Origin of the sequence: Xanthomonas maliensis, from assembly GCF_009192945.1 — a bacterium.
In the GTDB taxonomy this organism is placed as follows: domain Bacteria; phylum Pseudomonadota; class Gammaproteobacteria; order Xanthomonadales; family Xanthomonadaceae; genus Xanthomonas; species Xanthomonas maliensis.
This window is the reverse complement of the sequence record NZ_NSET01000009.1, coordinates 1-24,976: the sequence shown is the minus strand read 5'-3', so window position 1 is coordinate 24,976 and position 24,976 is coordinate 1. Positions and strand designations below refer to the sequence as shown.

The window sequence follows — 24,976 nt, the reverse complement described above, 5'->3', positions numbered from 1 at the left end:
TATTTGTCAACGCAAATATCTCACCAGGGATTAAACCGCACGCAAGGATCGCCACCATACGCAGCGGGCCGCATGGCCTGGTAATACAATCCAGCCAATGACTATCAAAAACCCGCCAACGACGGTGGATGCCCTCCCACCTGGTGTGCGCGCCAGCTTCGAATGGGCCGATGGCCCGGTGGTGATTGCATTCCTGGCCGAGCTGCAGGCGGTCTGGGCGCCGGAAACCGACTGGCATGCGCATGTGCGCGGGCAATTGATGTACGTCGAACACGGCGTGCTGACCGTGCATACCGAACAGGGCACGCTCTCGCTGCCGCCCGGGTGCGCCGGCTGGCTGCCGCCTGGCCAACCGCACACCGTGGAGCTGGCAGGACCGCTGCGTGGATGGGGCCTGGTCGTACGGCCGGATGCCTGTGGCGCCCTCCCCGCGCACGGGGGCGTGATCCGGCTCACCGGGCTGGCCCGCGAGGCCCTGATGCGGGCCGCCAGTTGGCGCCTGGATCGATCCCTGGATCCGACCCAGCAACGGGTGGCCGCAGTGCTGCTGGATGAGCTGCGGCAAGTCCAGATCGAGCACCTGCACCTGCCGATGCCGGTCGATCGCCGGTTGCTACGGATCGCCCGCCAATTGCTCGCCACCCCGGCCGACCCCCGCTCGCTCGATGAATGGGCAACCTGGGCCGGCCTGTCCTCGCGCAGCCTGAGCCGGCATTTCCGGAGCGAAACCGGGCTGAGTTTCGCCCAATGGCGTCAGCAGGCCCGCTTGACCGAAGGCCTGCGACGGCTGGGCGACGGCGGCGCGGTGGCGCAGGTCGCCGACCACCTCGGCTATAGCAGCCCCAGCGCCTTCGTCAGCATGTTCCACCGCCATTTCGGCGCTCCGCCGATGCGTTATCTGGCCGGCACCCACGCGGGCGGCTTGGCATCCCCGGCCGCATCCGGATAATCGGCCCTCTTCGAGTCCGCGCCCGGCGCGGGTTCCTCTTCCGCAGGACCTGGCTTTACATGACCGATCTGACCCGCCCCACCTTCCACGGCTTCGAACAGCTGCCGCTACGCGAGTACGCCGAACGCGCCTATCTCGACTACTCGATGTACGTGGTGCTCGACCGCGCCCTGCCCTTCCTCGGCGACGGTCTCAAGCCGGTGCAGCGCCGCATCGTCTATGCGATGAGCGAGCTCGGCCTCAATGCCGGCGCCAAGCCGAAGAAATCCGCGCGCACCGTGGGCGATGTGATCGGCAAGTACCATCCGCATGGCGACAGCGCGTGCTACGAAGCGCTGGTGCTGATGGCCCAGCCGTTCTCGTACCGCTATCCGCTGATCGAGGGCCAGGGCAACTTCGGCTCCACCGACGACCCCAAGTCGTTCGCGGCGATGCGCTACACCGAGTCCAAGCTGACCCCGATCGCCGAAGTGCTGCTGGGCGAGCTCGGCCAGGGCACGACCGACTGGGCCCCCAATTTCGACGGCACGCTCGAAGAGCCGACCTGGTTGCCGGCGCGCTTGCCGCACCTGCTGCTCAACGGCACCACCGGCATTGCCGTGGGCATGGCCACCGACGTGCCGCCGCACAATCTCAATGAGATCGTCAGTGCCCTGATCCGCCTGCTCGACGACCCCGACGCCAGCATCGCCGAACTGTGCGAACACGTGCGCGGCCCGGACTACCCGACCACCGCCGAGATCATCACCGCCCCGGCCGACCTGCGGACGATCTACGAGACCGGTAATGGCAGCGTCCGCGCGCGCGCGACCTTCCAGAAGGAACACGCCAACATCGTGGTGACCGCGCTGCCGTTCCAGGTCTCGCCGTCCAAGGTGATCGAGCAGATCGCCCAGCAGATGCGTGCCAAGAAGCTGCCATGGCTGGAGGACATCCGCGACGAATCCGACCATGCCAACCCGGTGCGGGTGGTGCTGGTACCGCGTTCCAGCCGGGTGGACGCCGAGCAGTTGATGGGGCACTTGTTCGCCACCACCGACCTGGAACGCAGCTATCGGGTCAATCTCAATGTGATCGGCCTGGATGGACGCCCGCAGGTCAAGAACCTCAAGCAGTTGCTGAGCGAATGGCTGAGCTTCCGCAGCGATACGGTGACGCGCCGCCTCAACCACCGGCTGCAGAAGGTCGAGCGCCGCATGCACCTGTTGGAAGGCTTGCTGGTCGCCTTCCTCAACCTGGATGAAGTCATCCGCATCATCCGCAGCGAGGACGAGCCCAAGCCGGTGCTGATGAAGCGCTTTGCGCTCAGCGAGGAACAGGCCGAATACATTCTGGAAACCAAGCTGCGCCAGCTGGCGCGCCTGGAGGAAATGAAGATCCGTGGCGAGCAGGATGCGCTGGCCAAGGAACGCGAGCAGATCCTGGCCATCCTCGGCAGCAAGACCAAGCTGAAGAAGCTGATCAAGGACGAGCTGACCGCCGATGCCAAAAAATTCGGCGATGCCCGCCGCTCGCCACTGGTACAGCGCGGCGCCGCCCAGGCGATCGACGAGACCGAACTGGTCGCCAGTGAGCCGATGACGGTGGTGCTGTCGGAGAAGGGCTGGGTGCGTGCCGCCAAGGGCCATGAGGTCGATCCGGCCGGCATGTCCTACCGCGAAGGCGACGGCCTGTTGGCAGCGGTGCGCAGCCGCAGCACCTACCAGGTGGCCTTCCTGGACACCGAGGGCCGGGCCTACTCGGCGTTGGTGCATACCCTGCCCTCGGCGCGCGGCAATGGCGAGCCGCTGACCGGTCGCTTCTCGCCAGCGTCGGGCGCGGCATTCCGCGCGATGGCCAGCGGCGACAACAACACCCGCTTCGTGCTGGCGTCCTCGCACGGGTATGGCTTCGTCACCCGCTTCGAAAACCTGACCGGCCGCAACAAGGCCGGCAAGGCGATGCTCAACCTGACCGCCGGCTCGCATGTCCTGCCACCGGCCCAGGTCGGCGACCCGCAAGCCAGCCGGATCGTGGCGGTGACCAGCGCCGGCAACTTGCTGGCGATCGCCGCTGCCGACCTGCCCGAGCTGGACAAGGGCAAGGGCAACAAGATCATCGAGATCCCCAAGGCCAAGCTGAGCACCGAACGGGTGGTCGCGGTAGCCGCGGTGGCGCCTGGCAATACCTTGCTGGTCCGCAGCGGGGCGCGGGTCATGAACCTGTCGTTCAAGGATCTGGACGCCTACCTCGGCTCGCGCGCCAGCCGCGGCACCCTGCTGCCGAGAGGCTGGCAGAAGGTCGACGGATTGGACGTGCAGTAACGGGACGTCGTTGGCGGTGCGGTGCTGTGAGCGGCGCCGCCACCGTGCAAGGCCTGACACGCAATGCTGCATCCGACGCATCGCGGCAGGCTTGGGCGGATGGGATGGGCTGACCGAGCGCGGATGCGATCGCGCTTCACACCAGTGTGGCGGACGGAGCACCGATGCGATACGCAGACGGCCAGGAGGCACGAGCGGGCGATCTGATTCAGATCGATTCGCGGTATCGCGGCACGGTCATTGCCTGCATGGACAGCGCGGACTATCTGCCCGGGCAGGAAAGCTGGGCGTATCTCGGCAGCGGGATCATGGTCGACACGGATTTTGCAGGCCTGGTGCATTACGACCAGGAAACCGCCGCGACCGAGGAACTCGTCCTTCTGCAACGCCGCGCGACTGATTGACGATGATCATCGGTTGCCGCCGTGACCGCGCGGTCGCACGCGCAGTTCGAAACCTCCCTCGCGGCACCTTGCGCAGCATGGGTCTGCACCGGGCGACAACCCGCCGCCGTCAGGCCGGTTCACTCAGTCCACCGTGCTGCGGGTTGCGAGACGCGCAACCTCTGGCAGGATGACGCCATGGAGACCGACTTCTGGTTGCAACGGTGGCAGGACGCGCAGACCGGCTTTCATCAGCAGGAGGTCATGCCCTTGCTGCAGAAGCACTGGCCTGCGCTGCAATTACCCAGCCACGCCCGCGTGCTGGTGCCGCTGTGCGGCAAGACGCTGGACATGCACTGGCTCGGCGCGCAAGGCCATCGCGTGTTGGGCGTGGAGATCTCGCCGCTGGCGGTCGCACAGTTCTTCGATGATGCAGGCCTGCACCCGCAGCGCCACACCAGCGCGGCCGGCGAACATTTCATCGCCGGTGCCATCGAGATCATCTGCGGCGACGCGTTTGCGCTGGACGCCAGCGTGCTGGCCGACTGCACGGCGGTCTACGATCGTGCCGCACTGGTGGCGCTGCCCAATGCGCTACGTCAGCGCTATCTGCAGACGACGTATGCACGCCTGCCGGCCGCATGCCGCGGCCTGCTGATCACCCTGGATTACCCGCAAGCCGAACGAGACGGCCCGCCGTTCGCAGTGGACACCGCGGCGGTGCATGCGCTGTTCGACCCGCAATGGCGTGTGCACCAGCTGGAGGAGCGCGCCATCCTCGATCAGGAACCACGCTTCCGTGCCGAAGGCGTCACCGCACTGACCACAGGTGTCTATCGCCTGCAACGCCGCTGACGGCGCCCGGCCGAGCGGCCATGTCGCTGCTGGTCACTGCCCACGGCAGCATCAAGGCACGCGTGCGGGCCATGCAGCGCGTGATCGCCACGCGACCTTGCAGCGCGCAGCGCACACGCATGGCCACGCCATCAACCGGCCACCTCGCCCTTGTCGATCTTCGAGGTCTGGTACAGCTCCAGGCCAATGCGCTTGATCAGGCCCAGCTGCTGTTCCAGCCACCACGCATGGTCTTCCTCGGTGTCCTGCAGCTGCTTGAGCAGGACATCACGGCTGACGTAGTCGCCGTGCTGCTCGCACAGCTTCATGCCCGCCGCCAGCGCCGCACGCACCTCGTACTCCACCACCAGGTCGCGTTCGAGCATCTCCACCACGGTCTTGCCGGGCGTGAACTCGGCCGGGCGCATGTCCGGGTCGCCTTCCAGGAACAGAATGCGCCGCAGCAGCGCGTCGGCATGCTCGGTCTCCTCTTCCATCTCATGGTTGATGCGCTCGTACAGCGCCATCAAGCCCTGGTCCTCGTAGCGCCGCGAATGCAGGAAATATTGATCGCGTGCGGCCAGCTCGCCACGCAGCAGCTGCTTGAGATAATCGACGACTTCGGGGTGGCCTTTCATGGGGATGCTCCAGCGACGCAATGCCGGCATGGTGCCCGAAGCGGGCGGACAATGATCTAATCGGAATCACTTTCAGTTGCGCTTGCGTGCCGTCGCTCCCTGGGATGGAATCGACACACCCCGACGCACCCCCAAGGACATCGACGATGCGCAAATGGCTGGGCCGGCTGCTGCTGGCGCTTGCAGGCCTGGCTCTGCTGGCACTGCTGTCCGTCTACCTGTTGCTGCGCGGGAGCCTGCCGACGCTGGACGGCCAGCGCACGCTCGCCGGGCTGCAGGCACCGGTCAGCGTACAGCGCGATCGTCTCGGCGTAGTCAGCATCGATGCTGCCAGCCAGCTCGACGCCATGCGCGCGCTCGGCTACGTGCATGCGCAGGAACGGTATTTCGAGATGGACCTGATGCGCCGCACCGCGGCCGGCGAATTGTCCGAGCTGTTCGGCCCGGCAGCGCTGGAGCTGGACCAACGCCAGCGCATGCATCGGTTGCGTGCGCGCGTACGCGCCAGCCTGGCGACTGCGGCCGGCCACCAGCGAGCCGCGCTGCAGGCCTATAGCGACGGTGTCAATGCCGGCCTGGCGTCGCTGTCGGTGCGGCCCTGGCCCTACCTGCTGCTGCGCCAGCAGCCGCGTGCCTGGACGGTGGACGACTCCATCCTCACCGGCCTGGCGATGTATGCCGACCTGCAGGACAGCAGCAACCAGACCGAACTGGCAGCGGCACGCATCCGCGCCGTGGTGCCGCCTGCGCTGGCGGCATTGCTGGATCATCAGGGATCGAGTTGGGACGCGCCCTTGTTCGGACCGTCGCAAGGCGATGCGGTGCTGCCGGATGCCGCCACCTTGGACCTGCGCCGCCTGCCGCATGCAGCGCCTGTCGCCACCCCGGAAATCGGCACGCCGGGCAGCAACAACTTTGCCGTGGATGGCCATCTGACGGCAGACGGCCGCGCGATCGTCGCCGACGATATGCACCTGGGCCTGCGCGCGCCCAACATCTGGTTCCGTGCCCGCCTGCGCTATCCCCAGGCCGACGCGGCGGGCGGCAGGGTCGATGCGACCGGGTTCACCCTGCCCGGCCTGCCGGCCATGGTGGTCGGCAGCAATGGCCATATCGCCTGGGCGTTTACCAACAGCTATATCGACACCGCCGACTTCGCCCGCATTCCCGCCGCGCAAGCCGGCAGCCGGGTGCCGTTGACCGTCCATCGCGAACTGATCCGGGTCGCTGGCGCTGCCCCGGTGCCATTGCTGGTACGCGAATCAACCTGGGGGCCCATCCTGCACACCGAGGCCAATGGCGACCTGCTGGCGCTGCGTTGGGCAGCGCAGCTTCCCGGCGCGATCGGCCTGGACTTCGCCGACATGGTCAAGGCCGGGGACCTGGAGGGTGCCTGGGCAATCGCCGATCGCTCCGGCATCCCCGCGCAGAACCTGCTGGTTGCCGATCGTAGCGGGCGGATCGGCTGGCGCATCATCGGCGCGCGACCGGACCGGGCCGCAGGCTGCACGCCGGGCACGATCGAACACGGCGGCCTGGCCGACGACATGGCGGCCGCGACAGCCTGTCCGCCTTGGCCGCTGCGCAGCGATGCCGCTCCGTCGTTGATCGATCCGCCCTCGCATCGCTTGTGGACGGCCAATAATCGCATCGTCGATATGGAACAACTCAAGGCGCTGGGTAACGCTGGCTACGACCTCGGCGCGCGCGCGCAGCAGATCCGCACGCTGCTGTTCGCGCACGAGCGTTTCGACGAGCGCACTTTGCTGGCGATCCAGCTCGACGATCGCGCGGTCCTGCTCACCCGCTGGTGGGGCTTGCTGCGCGAGGTGGTCGCACAGCGCCAGGAACCGGCATTGCAGCAGATCGAACAGGCAACCCGACACTGGGGCGGGCGCGCGACAGCCGATTCTGTCAGCTATCGAATCGTGCGCGCGTTCCGGACCAACACCCTGGAACGGGTGGAAGCCGGCCTGCTTGGCCCTGCCCAGGCGGCCCTGGGCGACGCCTTCCAGCCGCCGCGGCGGATACAGTTGGAAGGCATCGCCTGGCCAATGCTGCAGCAGCGACCGGCGCATCTGTTGCCGGCACCCTACCGCAGTTGGGAGCAATTGCTGCGCGAGGCGGCACAGGCGGCCAACGACGAGCTCGCGGCGCAGGGCCAGCCACTGGACACGCGCAGCTGGGGCGAGCGCAATACCGCCGCCATCTGTCACCCGCTCGCGCGCGCCTTGCCGGCGCTCGCCAAGCACGTGCTGTGCATGCCACCGGACCGGCTGCCGGGCGATCGCGACATGCCGCGGGTGCAGGGGCCGGCGTTCGGGGCGTCCCAACGCATGGTGGTGTCGCCCGGCCACGAACAGGACGGCATCGTGCACATGCCGGGCGGACAAAGCGGCCATCCGCTGTCCCCGTTCTGGGGCGCCGGCCACGAGGACTGGGTGCAGGGACACCCCACGCCGTTCCTGCCGACCGCTACGCAATACACGCTGCAACTACGACCCAACTAGAGCGTGTCGTGTCATCTGAGGTGAGTGCAAAGCGTCCTGTGCCGCGTGCAGACAAGACGCGCAACGCGGCATTGGCTGCCACAGGGCGCTTCCCGCAGGGTTAGCTGTTAGCGACACGGAGCGTGCGCCGCGCCGCTGACGGCCCACGCATCTCATCCCAAAGTGCGCTCCACGTTCAAAGTCAACGGCCGACGACGCGCGTTCGGCGAGCGCGACGATGCATGTTAATATGCAAGTGATATCCATTCCCATTCTCACCAATGCACCCCACGTTGCTTGTCGTTGCCATCTCGGCCGTGCTGCTGTCTTCCTCCCCTGCTGTCCTGGCCCAGAACAGCGGCAATACGGTCACCGAGCTGGATGGCGTGCATGTGGTCGGCCGCGCGCAGACCTTGTACAAATCCGACGAAGCCGCTGTGGCCACGCGCACCGACACGCCGCTGGCCCTGGTGCCGCAATCGGTACAAGTCCTGCCGCGCGAATTGATCGACGACCAGGCCGCCCGCCAGATCACCGATCTGTATCGCAGCATCAGCGGCATCAGCTTCTTCAGCTACGCCGGCGTCACCTTGCGCGGGTTCCGCCAGGAGAACGTGCTGTATGACGGCTTGCGTGGCGATCCCTATGCCGGCTTCGCGGTCCCGCAGTTGTTCAATATCGAGCGTGTGGAGGTGCTCAAGGGCCCGGCAGGCGCACTGTACGGCGGCGGCGAACCGGGCGGCGTCATCAACTACGTCACGCGCAAGCCTAGCCATCAGACCAGCCGGCGCGTGGAACTGCAGCTCGGCAATCAATCCTTCGGCGCGGCCTCGTTCGAGGCCAGCGGTCCAGCCAGCGCGGATGGTCGCGTGCGCTACCGCATCGGCGCCTATGCCGACGGCGAGGATGGTTTCCGTTGGAATACCGACAGCCAGAGCCAGATCGGCGATGCGTCGGTGGCATTGGACGTCGGCGACACCGGCGAGCTCACCCTGCAATACACCGACATCATCCAGAACCTGGGCGGCAACCGCCTGCGCGGCGTGCCGGTGGACAACGCAGGCAACTTTCTCACCGACCGTCGCTGGAACCACAACGAGCCAAGCGACTTCCTCGACATGCGCGCCAAGGTCGCGTTCGCGCAGTATCGCTTCGCGCCATCCATTGCCTGGGACGTGGACATGGCGGTGCGTTGGTTCGAGAACGCCGAGCACCAGATCTACCACGAGCCGATGGGGCTGATCGACCGCGATCGCGATGGCGTGGCGGAATGGATGACCCGCCAGCTGCGCAATCAGTACCGCAACAACGATGCGATCGCCAGCAATCTCAATGCGGTGTTTCGTACCGAAACCGGCGCGATCGCGCACAAGTTGCTGATGGGTGCCGACTACTACCGACTGGATGCCGACTTCCGCGCGCAGACCACCAATACCGCCGATACCGGCCGCACGCGCGGCCCGGTCCCCGGCATCGATCTGTTCCATCCTCAATACGGCCGCAGCGGTTACTACGACTACGGCTTGGCCAACCTGCCATGGCGCGCCACCAGCACCCGCAGCCAGCGCTACGGTGCCTACCTGCAGGACGAACTCACGCTCACCGCACGCTGGTTCGCGATGGCAGGACTGCGCTGGGACGGCTTCACCGACGACGACCGACTGGATGGTTCGCGCGTGCGCGGCAACGATCTGAGCTGGCGGGTGGGCAGCACCCTGGTGTTGCGCGAAGGACTGAACGCCTACGCCAGCCATGCGAGTGGCTTCCTGCCGCAGGACGCCGCCAACCAGGACAGCAGCGTTGGCGGGCCATTCGAACCCGAGCGCAGCACGCAATGGGAGATTGGCCTGAAGAGCGCGCTCAACGACGGCGGGCTCAATCTGACGACCGCGTTGTATCGGATCGAACGCAGCAACATCGTGCAGGCCGATGGCCGCATCGTCGATGGCGTCAACCAGCTCGCCGCGCTGGGCCTGGTGCGCAGCCAGGGGCTTGAAGTGGATCTGTTGGCCGATCTGAGCGAACGCTGGGTGCTCAACCTCAGCTACGCCTACAACGATGCACGCGTGCTCGATGCCGGCACCAACGGCATCACCAATGCCTCCGGCGACCGTTTCGCCAATGCACCGCGCAACACCTTCGGACTATGGACGCGCTACGACCTGCCGGCCTGGAATTCGGCGATCGGTTTCGGTGCCGACTACGTTGGCGAACGACTGAGCCTGGACGGTCAACGGGTCAAGCCCTATGCAATCTACGACATCAGTTGGCAAACCCAGTGGGACGCCTGGAAGCTGCAGATCAACGTCAAGAATCTGTTCGACAAGGTCTATGCCGCCAGCGGATTCATCACACGCACCGGCCACTTCCCGGGCGAGCCGCGGCGGATCTATCTGCAAGTGGCCTATAGCTTCTGACGCAGGCGCGCACCCCATGCGCCCCACTGTCGCGTCCGCCAAGTGCGCGAGCGCGCGTCTGTGGCATGTCGTCTGGATCTCTTCCGCTGCGTACAGGCGTCAGCAGTGACTGTACGTCCTCAAGGCGCGACGCAACGCACGCTCTGCGCTAGCAACATGGCCAGGCAATGAACCAGCGCCGACTGCGCGCACTGCCGTCGGCTGGAACTTAACGCCTGCTGCGAGACACTAGAGGCCGTCGCGAGCGCCGACTCCAGCGCGTTCGCCCCCTCCCCCCACTTCCGGAATCCGCATGCCCCAGCTTGCCCGCTCCGTCTCTGTCGTGTTGCCCTTGCTACTGGCCACCGCCTGCGCCGCACCCGGCCAGGCCAAGGCCGATCCGCCCACCGCCAACGCCACCACCTGCACAGCCAAGGTCCGTCCCGGACAGGATCTACAAAAGGCCATCGACGCATTGCCGCAAGGCGACAAGCCGGTGACGCTGTGTCTGGAGAAGGGCGAGTTCCCGCTGAAGGGCCTGGTATCGATCCACCGCGGCAATCTGACCCTGCACGGCCAAGGCCCGAGCACCGTGCTGCGCATGGCCGACGGCGTGCAGCAGCCGGTGCTGGTGGTGGGCGACTACGAAAATCAACAGCCGACCGGTGTGATTCGCGATGTCGATATCGAAAACATGCAGATCGTCGCCAGCACCGGCGACAAGGAATTCATGCCCGAGCGCCCCTACCTGAGCAACAGCGCAGTGGTCGTGCGTTCCGGCCAGGGCATTCGCCTGGCCGGCCTGCAGGTCAACAAATGCCGCAGCGCCTGCCTACTCAGCGAATACGATACCCGCGACCTGACCATCGAGAACAACGACGTGTCCGGCGCGATCTGGGACGGCGTGTCGTTCAATCGCACCTCGCAGGTCAAGATGTTCAACAACTACCTGCACGACAACGTGGCTGCCGGTCTGACCACCGAGCACCTGGAAGACAGCGAGATCCGCGACAACCGCTTCGCGCGCAACGGCAGCCAGGGCATCTATCTGTCCGACGCCCGGCGCAACCGCTTCGCCAACAACCAGTTCGAAGGCAATCACAGCGCCGGCATCTTCCTGGCCTGCGCCATCCGCTATCGCACACCCGAAATCCTGTGCTGGGACAACAGCATGAGCCAGGACAACGTGTTCGAGAACAACCGCTTCACCGGCAATCCGTTCACCTACACCATCGGTGTGGATCGCGCCGCCAATTGCAACGGCGCGGACTTCAAGCCCAACGTGTGGCGACATAACGAGGCCGACGTGGCCGGTGTCGACATCGATCCCAAGCGCTACGGCTACTGCGTCCGTCACGAATGATCGCAACCGGCCGGCGGCCACAAACCGCCGGCCACCTTACTCAGGACGCGAGTGCCTGCGCGTGCACGCCAGCCACCGCGCGCCCGGAGGGGTCGGCCATCGCCGCAAAGCTCGCGTCCCAGGCGATCGCCGTCGGTGATGAACACGCGATCGACTTTCCGCCGGGCACCGTCTCGGCCGCGGCCTGGCCTGGAAAGAACTGCTCGAACAGACTGCGGTAAAGATAGGCCTCTTTGGTCTGCGGCGGATTGACCGGAAAGCGACGATCGGCTGCGGCTAGCTCGCGATCGCTGACCTGTGCCTGCGCATGCGCCTTGAGTCCGTCGATCCAGCCGTAGCCGACGCCATCGCTGAATTGCTCCTTTTGCCGCCACAGGATCGCCTCCGGCAGATAGCCCTCGAATGCGGCACGCAGCACGCCTTTTTCCATTCGATTGGCAGCGTTGCTGCCGCGTTCGATCATCTTGAAGCGTGCATCCATGCGCATGGCCACGTCGAGGAACTCGCGGTCCAGGAACGGCACCCGCGGCTCCACGCCCCAGGCCATCATCGACTTGTTGGCGCGCAGGCAATCGTAGTTATTGAGCGCATCGAGCTTGCGCACCAGCTCTTCATGGAATTCGCGCGCATTGGGTGCCTTGTGAAAATACAGGTAGCCGCCGAAGACCTCGTCGCTGCCCTCGCCCGACAACACCATCTTGACGCCCATCGCCTTGATCCGTCGTGCCAGCAGAAACATCGGCGTGGACGCGCGGATGGTGGTGACGTCGTAGGTCTCGATATGGCGGATCACTTCCGGCAGCGCGTCCAGGCCCTCCTCGAAGCTGTACTCGAACCCATGATGCACCGTACCCAGGGCCGCCGCCGCCACCTCGGCAGCGGCCAGGTCCGGCGAACCGGCCAGACCGATCGCGAACGAATGCAGCCGCGGCCACCAGGCCTCGGTGCGATCGTTCTCCTCGATGCGATGGCGTGCGTAACGCGCTGCTACCGCCGCCACCAACGAAGAATCCAGCCCGCCGGACAGCAGCACGCCATACGGCACATCGGTCATCAGTTGGCGGTGGACGGCACGCTCGAACGCTTCGCGCAGCTCCTGCAACGACACCTCCACGCCTTCCACCTCGCCGTATTCGCGCCACCCGCGCTCGTAATAGCGGGTCACCTGGCCGGTGGCGCTGTCGTACCAATGTCCCGGCGGGAACTGCGCCGCATCGGCGCAGGCATCCACCAGCGACTTCAGTTCGGAAGCGACCCGCAGCCGTCCCTCGCGGTCATGTCCCCAGTACAGCGGCACCACGCCGATCGGATCGCGCGCGATGATCACCCGCCCGGCGGCCTTGTCCCAAAGCGCGAAGGCGAAGATGCCGTTGAGGCGGTTGAGATACGAGGCCGGCGCATCCTCGCGGTAAAGCGCATTGATCACCTCGCAATCCGAGCCGGTCTGGAATGCGTATGGCTGCTGCAAGTCCTGCTTGAGTTCGCGATGGTTGTAGATCTCGCCGTTGACTGCCAGCACCAGTTGCCCATCGGCCGATACCAGCGGCTGGGCGCCACCGGCCGGGTCGACGATGGCCAGGCGCTCGTGCACCAGGATGGCGCCGGCATCGACATGCACGCCGCTCCAGTCCGGGCCGCGATGGCGTTGCCGCTGCGAACACTCCAGCGCCTGCCGGCGCAGGGCCTGCAGGTCGTCGCCGGGTTGCAGGCCGAAGATGCCGAAGATCGAACACATGGAAACACTCCTGGAATTGGCGGGATGAGCAGTCGAGCCGAAGACGGTTACAGCATGAACCTCGCCCATGAAAAAACCCGCATCGGCCGATGCGGGTTTTCTGGTTGCCGGGCGTCGTATGGTGGAACGTCGCCTAGTCGCAGACCCGCATCAGCCGCGCACGATTATTCGCGCGCAGCGGATTGCGATTGACGTTATTGGCGAGGTTGGAACGATTGACCATGCGATCGACGCTAACGGTTCGCTACGCCTGATGCAACCGTTTCAGTGGCAACGAAGCCACTACTTCAGGCATCCAGCAACAAGCGCTCGACCAGTCGTTGATACAGCCCCGGCAAGGCCAGCAGATCGGCGACCCGGACATGCTCGTCGACCTGATGGATGCTGGCATTGACCGGCCCCACTTCAATGCACTGCGCCCCCAATGGCGCGATGAAGCGTGCATCGGAGGTGCCGCCACCGGTGCTTTCCTCCGGCGCACGGCCGACATGCTCGGCCAGCACCGCGCGCGCTGCGCTGCGTAGCTCACCTTCCGGGGTATAGAACGGCTCGCCGCTGCGATGCCACGCCAACGTGTACTGCAGACCGTGGCGATCCAGCAGTGCGGTGATGTCCGCTTCCAGCGTGGCGGCGCTCCAGTGCGGGTTGTAGCGGAGGTTGAAATCCACTTCCAGCTCGCCAGGAATCACGTTGTTGGCGCCGGTGCCGGCATGGATATTGGAGATCTGCAAGCCGGTCGGCGGGAAGCTTTCGTAACCCTCGTCCCACCGACGCGCACACAGTTCGGCCAAGGCCGGCGCGGCCAGGTGGATCGGATTGCGTGCCTTGTCCGGATACGCCACATGGCCCTGCAGCCCTTGCACGCGCAGCTTTGCCGACAGACTGCCCCGACGCCCCACCCGCAGCAGATCGCCCAGCGCCGCCGTCGAGGACGGCTCGCCCGTGATGCACCAGTCGATCCGCTGACCACGTTCGGCGAACAGACGGGCGACGTGGCGCACGCCATCGATGGCCGCGCCCTCCTCGTCGCTGGTCAACAGCACCGCCAGCGTGCCCGGGTGATTCGGATGCGCGGCGACGAACTGCTCGGCGGCGATCACGAACGCGGCCACGCTGCCCTTCATGTCGGCCGCACCGCGGCCGTACAGCACACCATCACGCACCTGTGGGTCGAACGGATCGCTGGTCCACGCCTCGCGCGGTCCCGGCGGCACCACGTCGGTATGGCCCAGCAGCACCAGCACCGGCGCGCCACTGCCATGGGTGGCCCAGAGATTGTCGACTGCCCCCAGGCGCAGGTGTTCGCAAGCGAATCCTGACCGCTGCAGGCGTGCTGCGAGCAGTGCCTGGCAGCCGGCATCGTCGGGCGTCACCGACGGACGGGCAATCAGATCGCAGGTCAACTCCAGCACATCGTTCATGTCATTGCTTTCCGTCATCACAAGACCGGCCCGGCAGCGCCTGCAGCGGCGGGCTGTCCGGACCACTGCATCGTCCACACGCTGACCATAAAGCGTTCGTTCCCCGGCATTCGACCGCGATGACTGCCGGTCTCCACGAAACCGCAGCGTCGATAGAACCCCAGCGCCGCGCGATTGCCTTCCAGCAGCTCCAAGGTCAGTCCGGCAGGATGCGCCTGCTTGGCCGCCTCGACCAGCGCCATGCCGACACCGCGCCGGCGCACGTCGGGCGCAACGTACAGCCAGGCCAGTTCGTGCGCGTCATAGGCGACGAATCCGACCACCCGTTCGTCCAGCACGGCGACACGCAGCTGGTAGTGGACGAACAGGCCCTCCCGCTCGGCAGCGACCGACAACGGCAGGAAGGCTTCTGCCAGGCCGGCTGCCCGCAGCTCCTCCTGACGCGCAGCGTCATGGACAGCGCAGAGCGCCGACCAGTCGTCGTCGCGGTACGCTCGCAGCTTCACCCGATGCCGAAGCGCTGCTTGAAGCCATTATCGGAAAAGCCCTGGCTGAAGGCGCCATCGTCGGCGATCACCACCGGCCGCCGAATCAGTTGCGGGTATTCGCGCAACAACAGCTTCCACTCCGCATCCGAGCCAGGCGTCTTCTTGTTGTCGGGCAACTGCCGCCAGGTGGTGGAAGACTTGTTGATCAGCGCGTCGAATCCGCCCGCCTTGCCAGCCCACTCCAGCAGCGTCTCCGGCGACGGCTTGTTGTCCCGGTAATCCACGAATGTATAGCCGACCCCGAAGCGGTCCAGCCATTTGCTGGCCTTCTTGCAAGTGTCGCAGTTCTTCAATCCGTATAACGTGGTCATGTCGTACTCGCTTGCACTGCCCGGCGCGCGCTTGCACGTGCCTGCAGCATCGTTGCCAATTGTGTGTGGTCCTGCGCGCTTGCCGGAAGAAATACCACCTCGCCGCGCTCACCGTGGAATCTCAGCACGAGCCGCACCGGCGGAATCAGCCAGGCGGCATCGACCGAGCGCAGCTGCGCAACGTCGACGCGCTGCGTTCTTCCGTGCTGAACGATCTCCAGCGCGTCACCTGCATCGCGCACCTGCGCCCACTGATTGCACGACCAGACATGCCGAACGGTCAATAGCACCAACAAGGCGGGCGCCAGCCAACGCAGCGCGTCCACGCGATGCGGGAGGCCCTGGCCAAGCAACGACGCGGCGAGATAGACCGCAACCCATCCAAGCCAGAGGGCCGGAATACCCCAACGCACCCAGCCACCGGCGGCACGCGACAGCATGGCGCCGGTAGTCGAATATGCAGCGCTCAATCCGCCAACCCGCGCAGCAGATCGTTGACGCTGGTCTTGCTGCGCGTCTTGGCGTCGACCTGCTTGACGATCACCGCGCAGTACAGCGAATGCGACCCGTCCTTGGCCGGCAACTGACCAGAGACCACCACGCTGTACGGAGGCACGTAGCCGTAGCTGATCTCGCCGGTGGCGCGGTTGTAGATCCGCGTGCTCTGGCCGATGAACACGCCCATGCCGATCACGCTGTGATGGCCGACCACCACACCCTCGACCACTTCCGAACGCGCGCCGATGAAACAATGGTCCTCGATGATCGTCGGGCTGGCCTGCAATGGCTCCAGCACACCGCCGATGCCGGCGCCACCGGACAGGTGGCAATGCTTGCCGATCTGCGCGCACGAGCCGACCGTGGCCCAGGTATCGACCATGGTGCCCTCGCCCACGTGCGCGCCGATGTTGGTGAAGCTCGGCATCAGTACCACGTCCTTGCCGAAATAGCTGCCGCGGCGCGCGATCGCACCCGGGACCACGCGCACGCCGGCCTTGCGGAACTCGGCTTCGTGATAACCGGCGAAGCGCGACTCCACCTTGTCCCAGAACGGCGCAGGCTGCGCCTCGACCACGCTCATCTCATTGACGCGGAAGTACAGCAGCACGGCTTTCTTGAGCCATTCGTTGACCGTCCAGCCGCCATGCCCATCGGGCTCGGCGACGCGGAACTGCCCGCTTTCCAGGCCGTCGATCACGCGGGTGACGATGCCACGGGTGGAGCCCTCGATCTCGTCGATGGTCAACGCGGCGCGCCGCTCGAACGCGCTCTCGATGCCGAACCGCAGTTCGTCGCTGCTCACCGTCGCCGTCACGCTCTGCACCGCCTTGCGGGCGATCGGCAGCTTCTTGGCCGCACTGGCCTTGGCCGCGGCCGGAGCGCTGACCACCTTGGTGGGCTTGTTGGGAAGACGCGGCGCCGTCGCACGCTTGGCGGCCGGCTTGCCGGCAGCCGAGGCGGCGCGCTTGCCGGAGGCGCTGGGCGTGGTCGCGCTCTGCTTGCGCGCGGGCTTCTTGGTGCTCATGGGGCTCTCCAGGGGACTACGTGGGGTCGAGGCAGTCGCGCAAGGTATCGTGCAGCGTCTGCCGGGCGGTGTCGGACAAGGGGTGATCGTGTTCGTCGGTAATTTGAAACTGATCCTCGGCGCGTTCCCCGAAGGTGGCGATGCGCGCATCGTGCACGCGCAGGTGCTGCACACGCAGAACATGCGCCACGTCGGCCAGCAGACCGGGGCGATCGGGCGCCACCAGGCTCACCCGCGTGCGCCGGCCACCGGCGCTCTGACTGAACTCGATCCGGGGGGCGAAACGGAAATGGCGTAGCTGTCGCGGCACGGCGCGCCGCGCTGGCCGCACCTCCCGCAGATCGCCCGCCAGCACCTCACGCAGGGCCGCGGCCAGGCTCTGTGGGTCGCCGTCGGCGAAACTGTCGCCCGGCAGAACTTCGAACACGTCGAAGATCGCGTTGTGCGGCGCATCCAGCACGCGGGCGCGGTGGATGCCATAGCCCTTGCGATCCAGCGTGGCCACGATCGCAGAGAACACACCATCGCGATCGGGCGAGTAGACGAAGACTTCCAACGCATCGTTGTCCGGCACGGCACGACGCGCCTTGACCAGGGTCTGGCCGATCTCCACTTCGATCAGCGACGCCGCCTGCCAGGCCAATTGCTCGGGGCGGAAGCGCAGGAAGTTCTCGTCCGGCATGCCGGCGAACTGGCGGTCGATGGTGACATCGTCCAGGCCTTGCACATGCAGCAGCGCGCGCGCCGACTCGCGCGCTTCGCGCAGGCGTTCCTCGCGCGGCGGCGGATGTTCCAGCCCCTCGCGCAAGGCCCGTCGTGCGGCGAAATACAGATCGGCCAGCAAGCGATCCTTCCAGGCGTTCCACAGCTTGGGGCTGGTGCCGGCGATATCGGCGCATGTCAACAGGTACAGATAATCCAGCCGTTCGCGCGTGCCGGCCAAGGTCGCGAAGCGGTGGATGACCTCCGGATCGGAGATGTCCTGCTTCTGCGCGGTCACCGACATCCGCAGATGCTGCTCGACCAACCAGGCCACCAGTTCGGTATCGCCCGCGCTCAAGCCATGCGCCTGGCAGAACGCGCGCGCGTCGACCGCGCCGAGCTCGGAGTGGTCGCCGCCGCGGCCCTTGGCGATGTCATGGAACAGTCCAGCCAGCAGCAACAATTCCGGCTTGCGCAGTCGCGGCCACACTTCATGGGTGATCGAGAACCGCTCATCGGCGCGACCGCCGGCGAACAGCGCCATGTTCCGCAGCACCATCAAGGTGTGCTGGTCGACGGTGTAGACGTGGAACAGATCGAACTGCATGCGTCCGGAGACGCTGGCAAAGGCCGGAATCCATTGCCCCAGCACCCCCAGCCGCGCCATCCGGGTCAGCGTTTCGACCGCGCGCGGACCGCGCAGCAACGCCATGAAGCGCTCGCGCGCCACCGCATCGGCCTGCGCATACGACGGCAGTGCGCGCAGCACCTCGGCCAGCGCACGTGCGGTCAGCGAATGCAGTCCGCGCACGTCGCGGTGTGCCGCCCATTGCGCGAACAAGGCGAACACCTGCAACACGTCGCCGGCTGGCCAGTCCTCGCTGTCGGCGGCAAGGTAGCCGCGGCGCAGACTGAAGCCGTTGGCCAGCGGCACCGGGATCGCCTCGCCATCGAACTGCTCTTCAAAGCGCTGCAGCAGGCGATCGCTGATCCGGCGGACCAGCGCAGCGCTGCGGTAGAAGCGCTGCATCATCTTTTCCACGCCCAGGCTTTCGGCATCGTCGGCAAAGCCCAGTCGCTCGGCCAGCGTCTTCTGATAATCGAAACGCAGCCGTTCCTCCGGCCGCCGGGCGACCACATGCAGGCCGTAGCGCAGTCGCGCCAATTCGCCGCGTTCGCGCCGCAGCGCAGCGGCTTCGTCGGCGCCGACATGGCCGAGCCCGACCAGCGCTTCCAGCTCCTTGACGCCGAACGCGCGCAACGCCATCCATCCCAGCGTCTGCAGATCGCGCAGCCCCCCGGGGCCATCCTTGATGTCCGGCTCAAGATTGTCGGCGGTGTCGCCGAAGCGCTGGTGGCGCGCCTGCAGTTCCTCGCGTTTGATTTCGAAGAATTCGCGCGGGGGCCACACCTGCTGCGGCGCGATCGCTGTCGCCAGCGCCGTGCGCGCAGCGGCATCGGCCACCAACGGCCGCGATTCGATCAAGGCGGTCAACACGGTCTGGTCGGCGGCGGCAACGCTGCACTGCGCCGCCGAGCGCACCGCATGGCTGACCGGCAGACCGACGTCCCACAGCAGCGCGAACAAGCGCGCCAAGGCCTGCTCGTGGACCTGCTGTTCGGCCGGTTCGCCGAGCACCAGCAGATCCACGTCCGAACGCGGGAACAATTCGCCGCGACCGTAGCCGCCGACAGCGTGCAACGACAGGCCTGCGTCAGCGGGAATACAGCGTGCCCAGGCCGTGCGCAACGCGTGGTCGACCGCGCGCGCGCGCAGCGCCAGCAGCCGTTCGATCGCTTCGCCCAGGTCGAAGCGCTTGCACAAGCGCGCATCGGCCTGCGCCAACAGCGCGCGCGCCTGCGCGGCCCAGTCGGCGTCGCCGGCGACGCCCGGTTCCGGACGCTCCGCCGGCGCTGCACTCATGCCGGCACGGTGGCGTTGGGCGACAACGTCAGCACATCCACGCCATCCTCGGTCACGGCCACCATGTGCTCCCACTGCGCCGACAACTTGCGGTCCTTGGTCACCACCGTCCAACCATCCGGCAAGGTCTTATGGTGATAAGTGCCCTCGTTGATCATCGGCTCGATGGTGAAGGTCATGCCTGGCTTGAGCACCAGTCCTTCGCCCGGACGCCCGTAGTGCATGACCTGCGGCTCGTCGTGATAGACCTTGCCGATACCGTGCCCGCAGTAGTCGCGCACCACGCTGAAGCGCTCGGCCTCGGCGTACTTCTGGATCGCGTGTCCGACATCGCCCAGCGTGGCACCCGGCTTGACCGCACGGATGCCGCGCCACATCGCTTCGTAGGTGGTCTCCACCAGCCGCTTGGCCATCACCGAAGGCGTGCCGACGTAATACATGCGACTGGTATCGCCATGCCAGCCATCCTTGATGACGGTGACATCAATGTTGACGATGTCTCCTTCCTTCAAGACCTTGGCCGCACTCGGAATGCCATGGCAGATCACGTTGTTGACCGACGTGCACACGCTCTTGGGAAAGCCGCGGTAGCCGACGTTGGCCGGAATCGTACCCTGTACATTGACGATGTGGTCGTGGCAGATGCGGTCGAGCTCGGCGGTGGTGACCCCGGGCTGGACGTAGGGGGCGACGATATCGAGCACCTCGGCAGCCAGACGGCCGGCGACGCGCATCAGTTCGATTTCTTCTTTGGTTTTTAGATTGACGCTCATGGCTGGATTATCGCCGATTCGCGCTGAATCTGAACGACCCCCGGGAGATGGCGTGGCAGCAAGCAGCCGGGACCACAAGATTCCGACATTTCCGCGACGTTTTCACGCCGCGTCAACGTTCCGTGCGACGAGGTCATCCGTAGGACATCGCAATTTCACGAAAATAACCAGTGAAAACAGGGAGATGAACGGGTAAAACAGCGGTATTGTTTGGCACGCCTGATGCATTGCTGCGTGTGCGACGACCTGGTCGCGCCACAGATGACCCAAACGGTCAAGGAAATGTCCATGCGCACTGTCCACTCCGCCCTGCTGTCTGTCCTCCTGCTGTCCGTTGCCAGCACCGCTACGGCGGCGGACACCACCACCTTCAACGTCAAGATCGCTGTCACCAAGGCCTGCACCATTACCGCCGCCGCCGCGACCGACGTCGACTTCGGCTCGGTGCTGTCCACCACGTCCACCAATGTGGACGCCAACGGCAGCCTGACCGCGCAGTGCACGGCCCTGACGCCCTACAACATCGCGCTGAGCGCGGGCAGCAACGCCGGCACCGCCAACGACGTCACCACTCGCCGGATGAAGAACACCGATGCCAGCGTCACGGCCAACAACTACATCGCCTACCAGCTGTACCAGGATCTGAGCCGCAGCACGGTCTGGGGGAGCACCAGCGGGACCAACACGCTCAGCCGCACCGCCACTGGCCTGTCCCAGGTCTACCCGGTCTACGGCCGCGTCACCAACCCCTCGGCCAACAACCCGGCGACCGGTAGCTACCAGGACACCATCACCGCCACGATCATCTATTGAGGAGACGCATGCCACGCCACGCCTGCCAGTCGCCCGGCCCGCTCACGCGCAACCTCCGCCGCATGCCAACGCTGCGTGCACTGACCCTGCTGCTCGCGCTGGCAGGGCCAGGCCTGAGCGCCCACGCCGCCAGCCTGCAACTGGCGCCGACGTCGTTGACCCTGCAGGCACAACAGACGGCCGATGGCTTGTGGCTGAGCAACAGCGGCAGCGCGCCGCTGCAGGTGCAGACGCGCGCCTACCGCTGGACGCAGGTCGATGGGGCGGACCAGCTGGTCCCGACCCAGGAATTGCTGGTCAGCCCACCGATGCGCACCCTGGCCGCCGGCGAACGGCAACTGATCCGGGTCATCCGGGCCGGCGCCCCGCCGACCAGCGAAGAGGCCAGCTATCGCATCATCGTCGATGAGCTGCCGGACAACAGCAACCCCGACCGCAAGGGCATGCAGTTCGTGTTGCGCTATTCGGTGCCGATCTTCCTGCTGCCGATCGGCACGACGGCACCCACCTCCGCGTTGCAGGCCGAGATCGTCAGCGGCAGCAATGGCATGGCCGAGTTGCAACTGCGCAACACCGGCAAGGCGCATGCGCAAGTCGCCGATGTGCGCCACCAGGTCGATGGCACGTTCACCAACGTCCTCGACGGCCTGGTCGGCTACGTGCTGCCGGGCCAGACCATGCGCTGGTCGCTCGGCGCCCCGCCGGCTCGCTTCGCGCATGGCACCCTCACCGCAAGGATCAACGGTGAAGCTGAAGAACGCACCTTGCTGGCCGCGCCCGCGCGGCCGTGAAGCGGCAGGACTGGCGATGACGCTGCTGATCGCCTGCTATCCGGCCTGCGTTCTTGCAAGCGAGCGCAGCAGCGGCGTCATCGGTCCCGATTCCACTGCGCCCGACGCCAGCGCCGCGGTGCAAACGCTGTATCTGGAAGTCACCCTCAATCAGGCCGAACGCGGCCTGGCTCCGTTCGAACTGGCTGATGGGCACCTGCGCGCCAGCGTGCAGACCCTGCGCACGCTCGGCTTCATCCTCGCCGAGCGTCGCGCCGACGAGCTGGTCGACCTGGACCGCTTGCCCGATGTGGAAGTGCGCTACGACGCCGCGCTGCAACGCTTGGCGTTGCAGGCACCGCTGGCGCAGCTCTCGCTGGCGACCACGGTCCTGCAGTCCGAGCAGGTCGCCGCCCCCACGGCCACCGCCTCGCCTGGCGTGCTGCTGAACTACGATGTCTTCGCGACCAGCAATAGCGGTGCCGACAACGTCTCGCTGGCGACCGAGGTCCGCGGCTTCGGCATTGGCGCTGGCATGGTCGCCTCGACCGCCATCTTCCAGCTGCGTCGCATCGACGGGGACAATCGCTGGCGCGGCGACGCAGTGCGACTGGACAGCGCCTGGCAAATCGACTTTCCCGACAGCGCCACCAGCCTGGTCGCGGGCGACTTCTACAGCGGTTTCGTCGACTGGAGCCGCGCCGTCCGTCTCGGCGGTATGCAGATCGGGCGCAATTACGCCCTGCAACCCTATCGCGTGCTGACGCCGACGCCGCGCTTCCTGGGCGAAGCGGCAGTCCCCTCCACCGTGGAGCTCTACGTGGATGGCATGCGCCAATACAGCGGACAGGTGCCCGCCGGGCCGTTCCAATTGGCAGCGCAACCCGGCATCAGCGGCACCGGCCAGGCGCAGATCGTGGTGACCGATGCCTTCGGCCGCATCCAGCGGCTGGACTTTGCGTTCTACGGCACCCCGCAGCTGCTGGCACGCGGGGTGTCCGAATGGTCGGCCGGCATCGGCCACCTCCGCCAGGACTATGGCGTGCGCTCGTTCGGCTACGGCCGGCAGGTGCTGGCCAGCGCAAGTCTGCGCAAGGGCGTGAGCGAGGACCTGACCCTGGAGGCGCACGGCGAAGGCGGCGGTGGCGTGGCCACACTGGGCGGTGGGGCGATCTGGTCGCTGGGACGCGGCGGCGTGATCAACGCCGCCTATGCGCACAGCGCAATGGATGGCTTGCAAGGCGGCCAGACCGCAATCGGCTATGCCTGGAACAATCGCCGCATGAACCTCACCCTGGGCAGCCAACGCACCCATGGCGACTATCGCGATCTCGGCGCCCTGCAAGGCAGCCTGCCGGCACGGGTCAGCGATCGTGCCGCCGTCGGCGTCACCCTGGATGCGATCGGCGCACTGGGGACCAGCTACGTCCGTCTGAGCTACCCGCAAGGCGATACCTCGCGCTATGCCAGCGTGTTCTGGTCGCGCAGCTTCGGGCGCGGCTGGGCGGCCAACCTGTCCGGCAATCAGAATCTCGACCTGCAGCGCGACCGCAGCGTGTATCTGTCGCTGTCCACCACCTTTGGTGAGCTTCGTCAGGCGGGGGTGTCAATGCAGCGCAACGGCAGCCGCACCAGCATGGTCGGCGATCTCAGCCAGCCACTCCCTGGCGACGGCGACATCGGCGGACTGGGCTGGCGCGTGCAGGCCCGCCGCGGCGGGGGCACCAATGGCGGACTGGCCGAGCTGGGCTGGCTGAACACCATTGGCCGCTACGGGATCGGCGCCTCCCGTCAGCAAGGCGATACGTTGGGCTATGCCAGCGCCAGCGGCAGCCTGGTGTGGATGGACGGTCGCAGCTTCGCTGCGCGCGACGTCCGCGACGCGTTCGCCGTGGTCTCCACCGACGGCCAGGCCGGTATTCCGGTACGCCTGGAAAACCGCCTGATCGGCGTGACCGATGCCCGCGGCACCTTGCTGGTGACGCCATTGCAGTCCTGGCAGCGCAACCAGCTCTCGATCGACACGCTGGCGCTGCCGGCCGACCTGCGGGTGGATCGGGTCGATACCAGTGTGACGCCGCGCCAGCAATCCGGAATCGCGGTGCATTTCGGCATTACCCGGGTGCGCGCGGCAGTGATCGTGCTGCATGACGCCAATGGCACACCGTTGCCGGTGGGCAGCAGCGTGCGCCACACAGGCGACCAGGACCAGGCGGTGGTCGGTTACGACGGCGAGACCTATCTGGACGATCTGCAGCAGGACAACCAGGTGCAGGTGCAGACGCCGGACGGCAGCTGCCGCGTGCGATTCAGCTATCCGGCCGTCACCTCCGGCATCCCACGCGTGGGTCCGCTGACCTGTGCTGCCGAGACTCGCCCATGAGGGCCCCCTTCCCGTGGCATTGGCTGGTCGTCGTGCTGCTGGCGATGCTGTGGCTGGCGCCGTCCGCACCGGCCCGCGCCGACACCACCTGCACCGTTACCCTGGCTGCGCCATTGAACTTCGGCAACGTGGCAGCCAATGGCGCCACTGATGCGGTGGCCACCTTCAATGTGTCCTGCAACACCGCCGCACTCAGCGTGCTCGGCTATGCCCGGGTCAGTCTGTGCCTGGATATCGGCGCCGGTAGCGCCAGCCCAGGCTTGTATAACCCACGCCGAATGACCAATCCGACCGGCGACAGCCTGGACTTCCAGCTCTACAAGGACGCCGGACGCACCCAGGTGTGGGGAGCGACCGGCTCCAGCACGCCCTCGCCGCTGTTGCTGGACCTGTCCTACCAGGTGCCGGTCATCGTCGGCGGTTCGCAAACCGTCAACGTCACCTTGTATGGACGCGTTCCGGCCAACCAGGTCCTGTCGGTCGGCACCCACAGCAGCATTTTCAGCGGCGCCGACGTCGTCCTGCGCTATGCCTACAACGAAAGCATCATCGGCCCCCCCAGCCCACCCAACGATTGCAACGCAGGCGGTAGCGGCGCCAAGCTGGTCAGCAATGCCTTCCCGTTCACCGCCTCGGCGAGCGTGCCGGCGCGTTGCAACACCTATGTGACCACCGACCTGGATTTCGGCAGCATCGCCGGCAGCATCGCATCGGCC

General features: G+C 66.4%; 20 protein-coding genes. 11 read left to right on the top strand and 9 right to left on the bottom strand.

Going from position 1 to position 24,976, the window contains the following annotated elements:
• Positions 1-97: 97 nt before the first annotated feature.
• From CKY51_RS02900 to CKY51_RS02885, 4 genes are all read left to right on the top strand, one after another.
• The gene (locus tag CKY51_RS02900; protein ID WP_031339598.1) at positions 98-949 is read left to right on the top strand and encodes an AraC family transcriptional regulator; all 852 of its coding nucleotides are present in this window, start codon (positions 98-100) and stop codon (positions 947-949) included.
• A 59-nt stretch (positions 950-1,008) separates the two neighbouring features.
• Entirely contained in the window at positions 1,009-3,252 is a 2,244-nt protein-coding gene (gene parC / locus CKY51_RS02895) for a DNA topoisomerase IV subunit A (RefSeq protein ID WP_022972099.1), read from the top strand.
• Positions 3,253-3,416: 164 nt separating this feature from the next.
• Positions 3,417-3,656 (top strand): hypothetical protein, encoded by a 240-nt coding sequence (locus tag CKY51_RS02890; RefSeq protein WP_022972098.1) that lies wholly within the window; start codon positions 3,417-3,419, stop codon positions 3,654-3,656.
• A gap of 177 nt (positions 3,657-3,833) precedes the next feature.
• A complete protein-coding gene (locus CKY51_RS02885) occupies positions 3,834-4,490 on the top strand; it encodes a thiopurine S-methyltransferase (protein ID WP_022972097.1) in 657 nt (218 codons plus the stop codon).
• A gap of 131 nt (positions 4,491-4,621) precedes the next feature.
• Here the strand turns inward: CKY51_RS02885 and bfr are convergent, their stop codons facing one another.
• A complete protein-coding gene (bfr, locus tag CKY51_RS02880) occupies positions 4,622-5,107 on the bottom strand; it encodes a bacterioferritin (protein ID WP_022972096.1) in 486 nt (161 codons plus the stop codon).
• A 146-nt stretch (positions 5,108-5,253) separates the two neighbouring features.
• Here bfr and CKY51_RS02875 point away from each other — a divergent pair, with 146 nt between their 5' ends.
• The 3 genes from CKY51_RS02875 to CKY51_RS02865 all read left to right on the top strand — a co-directional run bounded on the left by CKY51_RS02875 (position 5,254) and on the right by CKY51_RS02865 (position 11,355).
• Complete coding sequence (locus CKY51_RS02875) at positions 5,254-7,617, top strand: penicillin acylase family protein (protein ID WP_031339597.1); 2,364 nt, start codon at positions 5,254-5,256, stop codon at positions 7,615-7,617.
• Positions 7,618-7,877: 260 nt separating this feature from the next.
• Positions 7,878-10,013 (top strand): TonB-dependent siderophore receptor, encoded by a 2,136-nt coding sequence (locus tag CKY51_RS02870; RefSeq protein WP_022972094.1) that lies wholly within the window; start codon positions 7,878-7,880, stop codon positions 10,011-10,013.
• Between the two features lie 292 nt (positions 10,014-10,305).
• Positions 10,306-11,355: a right-handed parallel beta-helix repeat-containing protein gene (locus CKY51_RS02865; RefSeq protein ID WP_031339595.1), complete on the top strand. Its 1,050-nt coding sequence runs from the start codon at positions 10,306-10,308 to the stop codon at positions 11,353-11,355.
• A 40-nt stretch (positions 11,356-11,395) separates the two neighbouring features.
• Here the strand turns inward: CKY51_RS02865 and asnB are convergent, their stop codons facing one another.
• The 8 genes from asnB to map all read right to left on the bottom strand — a co-directional run bounded on the left by asnB (position 11,396) and on the right by map (position 20,294).
• Positions 11,396-13,090, bottom strand: coding sequence for an asparagine synthase B (gene asnB / locus CKY51_RS02860; protein ID WP_022972092.1), 1,695 nt, complete (start codon positions 13,088-13,090; stop codon positions 11,396-11,398).
• Between the two features lie 287 nt (positions 13,091-13,377).
• Entirely contained in the window at positions 13,378-14,511 is a 1,134-nt protein-coding gene (gene dapE, locus CKY51_RS02855; RefSeq protein ID WP_031339594.1) for a succinyl-diaminopimelate desuccinylase, read from the bottom strand.
• 17 nt (positions 14,512-14,528) lie between these two features.
• Positions 14,529-15,017, bottom strand: coding sequence for a GNAT family N-acetyltransferase (locus tag CKY51_RS02850; protein ID WP_022972089.1), 489 nt, complete (start codon positions 15,015-15,017; stop codon positions 14,529-14,531).
• Positions 15,014-15,370 (bottom strand): Spx/MgsR family RNA polymerase-binding regulatory protein, encoded by a 357-nt coding sequence (locus CKY51_RS02845; RefSeq protein WP_152248855.1) that lies wholly within the window; start codon positions 15,368-15,370, stop codon positions 15,014-15,016. Before CKY51_RS02845 ends, CKY51_RS02850 begins: the two co-directional genes overlap by 4 nt.
• Positions 15,367-15,810 carry a hypothetical protein gene (locus tag CKY51_RS02840; RefSeq protein ID WP_031339591.1) on the bottom strand — a complete coding sequence of 148 codons (444 nt, stop codon included), beginning with the start codon at positions 15,808-15,810 and terminating at the stop codon, positions 15,367-15,369. The genes CKY51_RS02845 and CKY51_RS02840 overlap by 4 nt, the downstream gene beginning before the upstream one ends.
• A 26-nt stretch (positions 15,811-15,836) precedes the next feature.
• Positions 15,837-16,895 (bottom strand): 2,3,4,5-tetrahydropyridine-2,6-dicarboxylate N-succinyltransferase, encoded by a 1,059-nt coding sequence (dapD, locus tag CKY51_RS02835; protein ID WP_022972086.1) that lies wholly within the window; start codon positions 16,893-16,895, stop codon positions 15,837-15,839.
• Between the two features lie 16 nt (positions 16,896-16,911).
• On the bottom strand, positions 16,912-19,521 hold the full coding sequence (locus CKY51_RS02830; RefSeq protein ID WP_022972085.1) for a [protein-PII] uridylyltransferase: 2,610 nt from the start codon (positions 19,519-19,521) through the stop codon (positions 16,912-16,914).
• Positions 19,518-20,294, bottom strand: coding sequence for a type I methionyl aminopeptidase (map, locus tag CKY51_RS02825; protein ID WP_152248854.1), 777 nt, complete (start codon positions 20,292-20,294; stop codon positions 19,518-19,520). The genes CKY51_RS02830 and map overlap by 4 nt, the downstream gene beginning before the upstream one ends.
• 288 nt (positions 20,295-20,582) lie before the next feature.
• Between map and CKY51_RS02820 the strand changes: the two genes are divergently transcribed.
• From CKY51_RS02820 to CKY51_RS02805, 4 genes are all read left to right on the top strand, one after another.
• Positions 20,583-21,107: a Csu type fimbrial protein gene (locus tag CKY51_RS02820; protein WP_038220523.1), complete on the top strand. Its 525-nt coding sequence runs from the start codon at positions 20,583-20,585 to the stop codon at positions 21,105-21,107.
• A gap of 62 nt (positions 21,108-21,169) precedes the next feature.
• Positions 21,170-21,898 (top strand): fimbrial biogenesis chaperone, encoded by a 729-nt coding sequence (locus tag CKY51_RS02815; RefSeq protein WP_052172247.1) that lies wholly within the window; start codon positions 21,170-21,172, stop codon positions 21,896-21,898.
• A 16-nt stretch (positions 21,899-21,914) separates the two neighbouring features.
• Entirely contained in the window at positions 21,915-24,260 is a 2,346-nt protein-coding gene (locus CKY51_RS02810; RefSeq protein ID WP_038220521.1) for a fimbria/pilus outer membrane usher protein, read from the top strand.
• On the top strand, positions 24,257-24,976 hold a 720-nt coding region (locus tag CKY51_RS02805; RefSeq protein WP_152248853.1), incomplete at its 3' end, for a spore coat protein U domain-containing protein. The genes CKY51_RS02810 and CKY51_RS02805, both read left to right, overlap by 4 nt.

What these genes read in the sequence shown, in the direction of transcription:
- CKY51_RS02900 (WP_031339598.1), top strand. Translation starts at nt 98, where the DNA reads ATGACTATCAAAAACCCGCCAACGACGGTGGATGCCCTCCCACCTGGT.
- parC (WP_022972099.1), top strand. Translation starts at nt 1,009, where the DNA reads ATGACCGATCTGACCCGCCCCACCTTCCACGGCTTCGAACAGCTGCCG.
- CKY51_RS02890 (WP_022972098.1), top strand. Translation starts at nt 3,417, where the DNA reads ATGCGATACGCAGACGGCCAGGAGGCACGAGCGGGCGATCTGATTCAG.
- CKY51_RS02885 (WP_022972097.1), top strand. Translation starts at nt 3,834, where the DNA reads ATGGAGACCGACTTCTGGTTGCAACGGTGGCAGGACGCGCAGACCGGC.
- bfr (WP_022972096.1), bottom strand. Translation starts at nt 5,107, where the DNA reads ATGAAAGGCCACCCCGAAGTCGTCGATTATCTCAAGCAGCTGCTGCGT.
- CKY51_RS02875 (WP_031339597.1), top strand. Translation starts at nt 5,254, where the DNA reads ATGCGCAAATGGCTGGGCCGGCTGCTGCTGGCGCTTGCAGGCCTGGCT.
- CKY51_RS02870 (WP_022972094.1), top strand. Translation starts at nt 7,878, where the DNA reads ATGCACCCCACGTTGCTTGTCGTTGCCATCTCGGCCGTGCTGCTGTCT.
- CKY51_RS02865 (WP_031339595.1), top strand. Translation starts at nt 10,306, where the DNA reads ATGCCCCAGCTTGCCCGCTCCGTCTCTGTCGTGTTGCCCTTGCTACTG.
- asnB (WP_022972092.1), bottom strand. Translation starts at nt 13,090, where the DNA reads ATGTGTTCGATCTTCGGCATCTTCGGCCTGCAACCCGGCGACGACCTG.
- dapE (WP_031339594.1), bottom strand. Translation starts at nt 14,511, where the DNA reads ATGAACGATGTGCTGGAGTTGACCTGCGATCTGATTGCCCGTCCGTCG.
- CKY51_RS02845 (WP_152248855.1), bottom strand. Translation starts at nt 15,370, where the DNA reads ATGACCACGTTATACGGATTGAAGAACTGCGACACTTGCAAGAAGGCC.
- CKY51_RS02840 (WP_031339591.1), bottom strand. Translation starts at nt 15,810, where the DNA reads ATGCTGTCGCGTGCCGCCGGTGGCTGGGTGCGTTGGGGTATTCCGGCC.
- dapD (WP_022972086.1), bottom strand. Translation starts at nt 16,895, where the DNA reads ATGAGCACCAAGAAGCCCGCGCGCAAGCAGAGCGCGACCACGCCCAGC.
- CKY51_RS02830 (WP_022972085.1), bottom strand. Translation starts at nt 19,521, where the DNA reads ATGAGTGCAGCGCCGGCGGAGCGTCCGGAACCGGGCGTCGCCGGCGAC.
- map (WP_152248854.1), bottom strand. Translation starts at nt 20,294, where the DNA reads ATGAGCGTCAATCTAAAAACCAAAGAAGAAATCGAACTGATGCGCGTC.
- CKY51_RS02820 (WP_038220523.1), top strand. Translation starts at nt 20,583, where the DNA reads ATGCGCACTGTCCACTCCGCCCTGCTGTCTGTCCTCCTGCTGTCCGTT.
- CKY51_RS02815 (WP_052172247.1), top strand. Translation starts at nt 21,170, where the DNA reads ATGCCAACGCTGCGTGCACTGACCCTGCTGCTCGCGCTGGCAGGGCCA.
- CKY51_RS02810 (WP_038220521.1), top strand. Translation starts at nt 21,915, where the DNA reads ATGACGCTGCTGATCGCCTGCTATCCGGCCTGCGTTCTTGCAAGCGAG.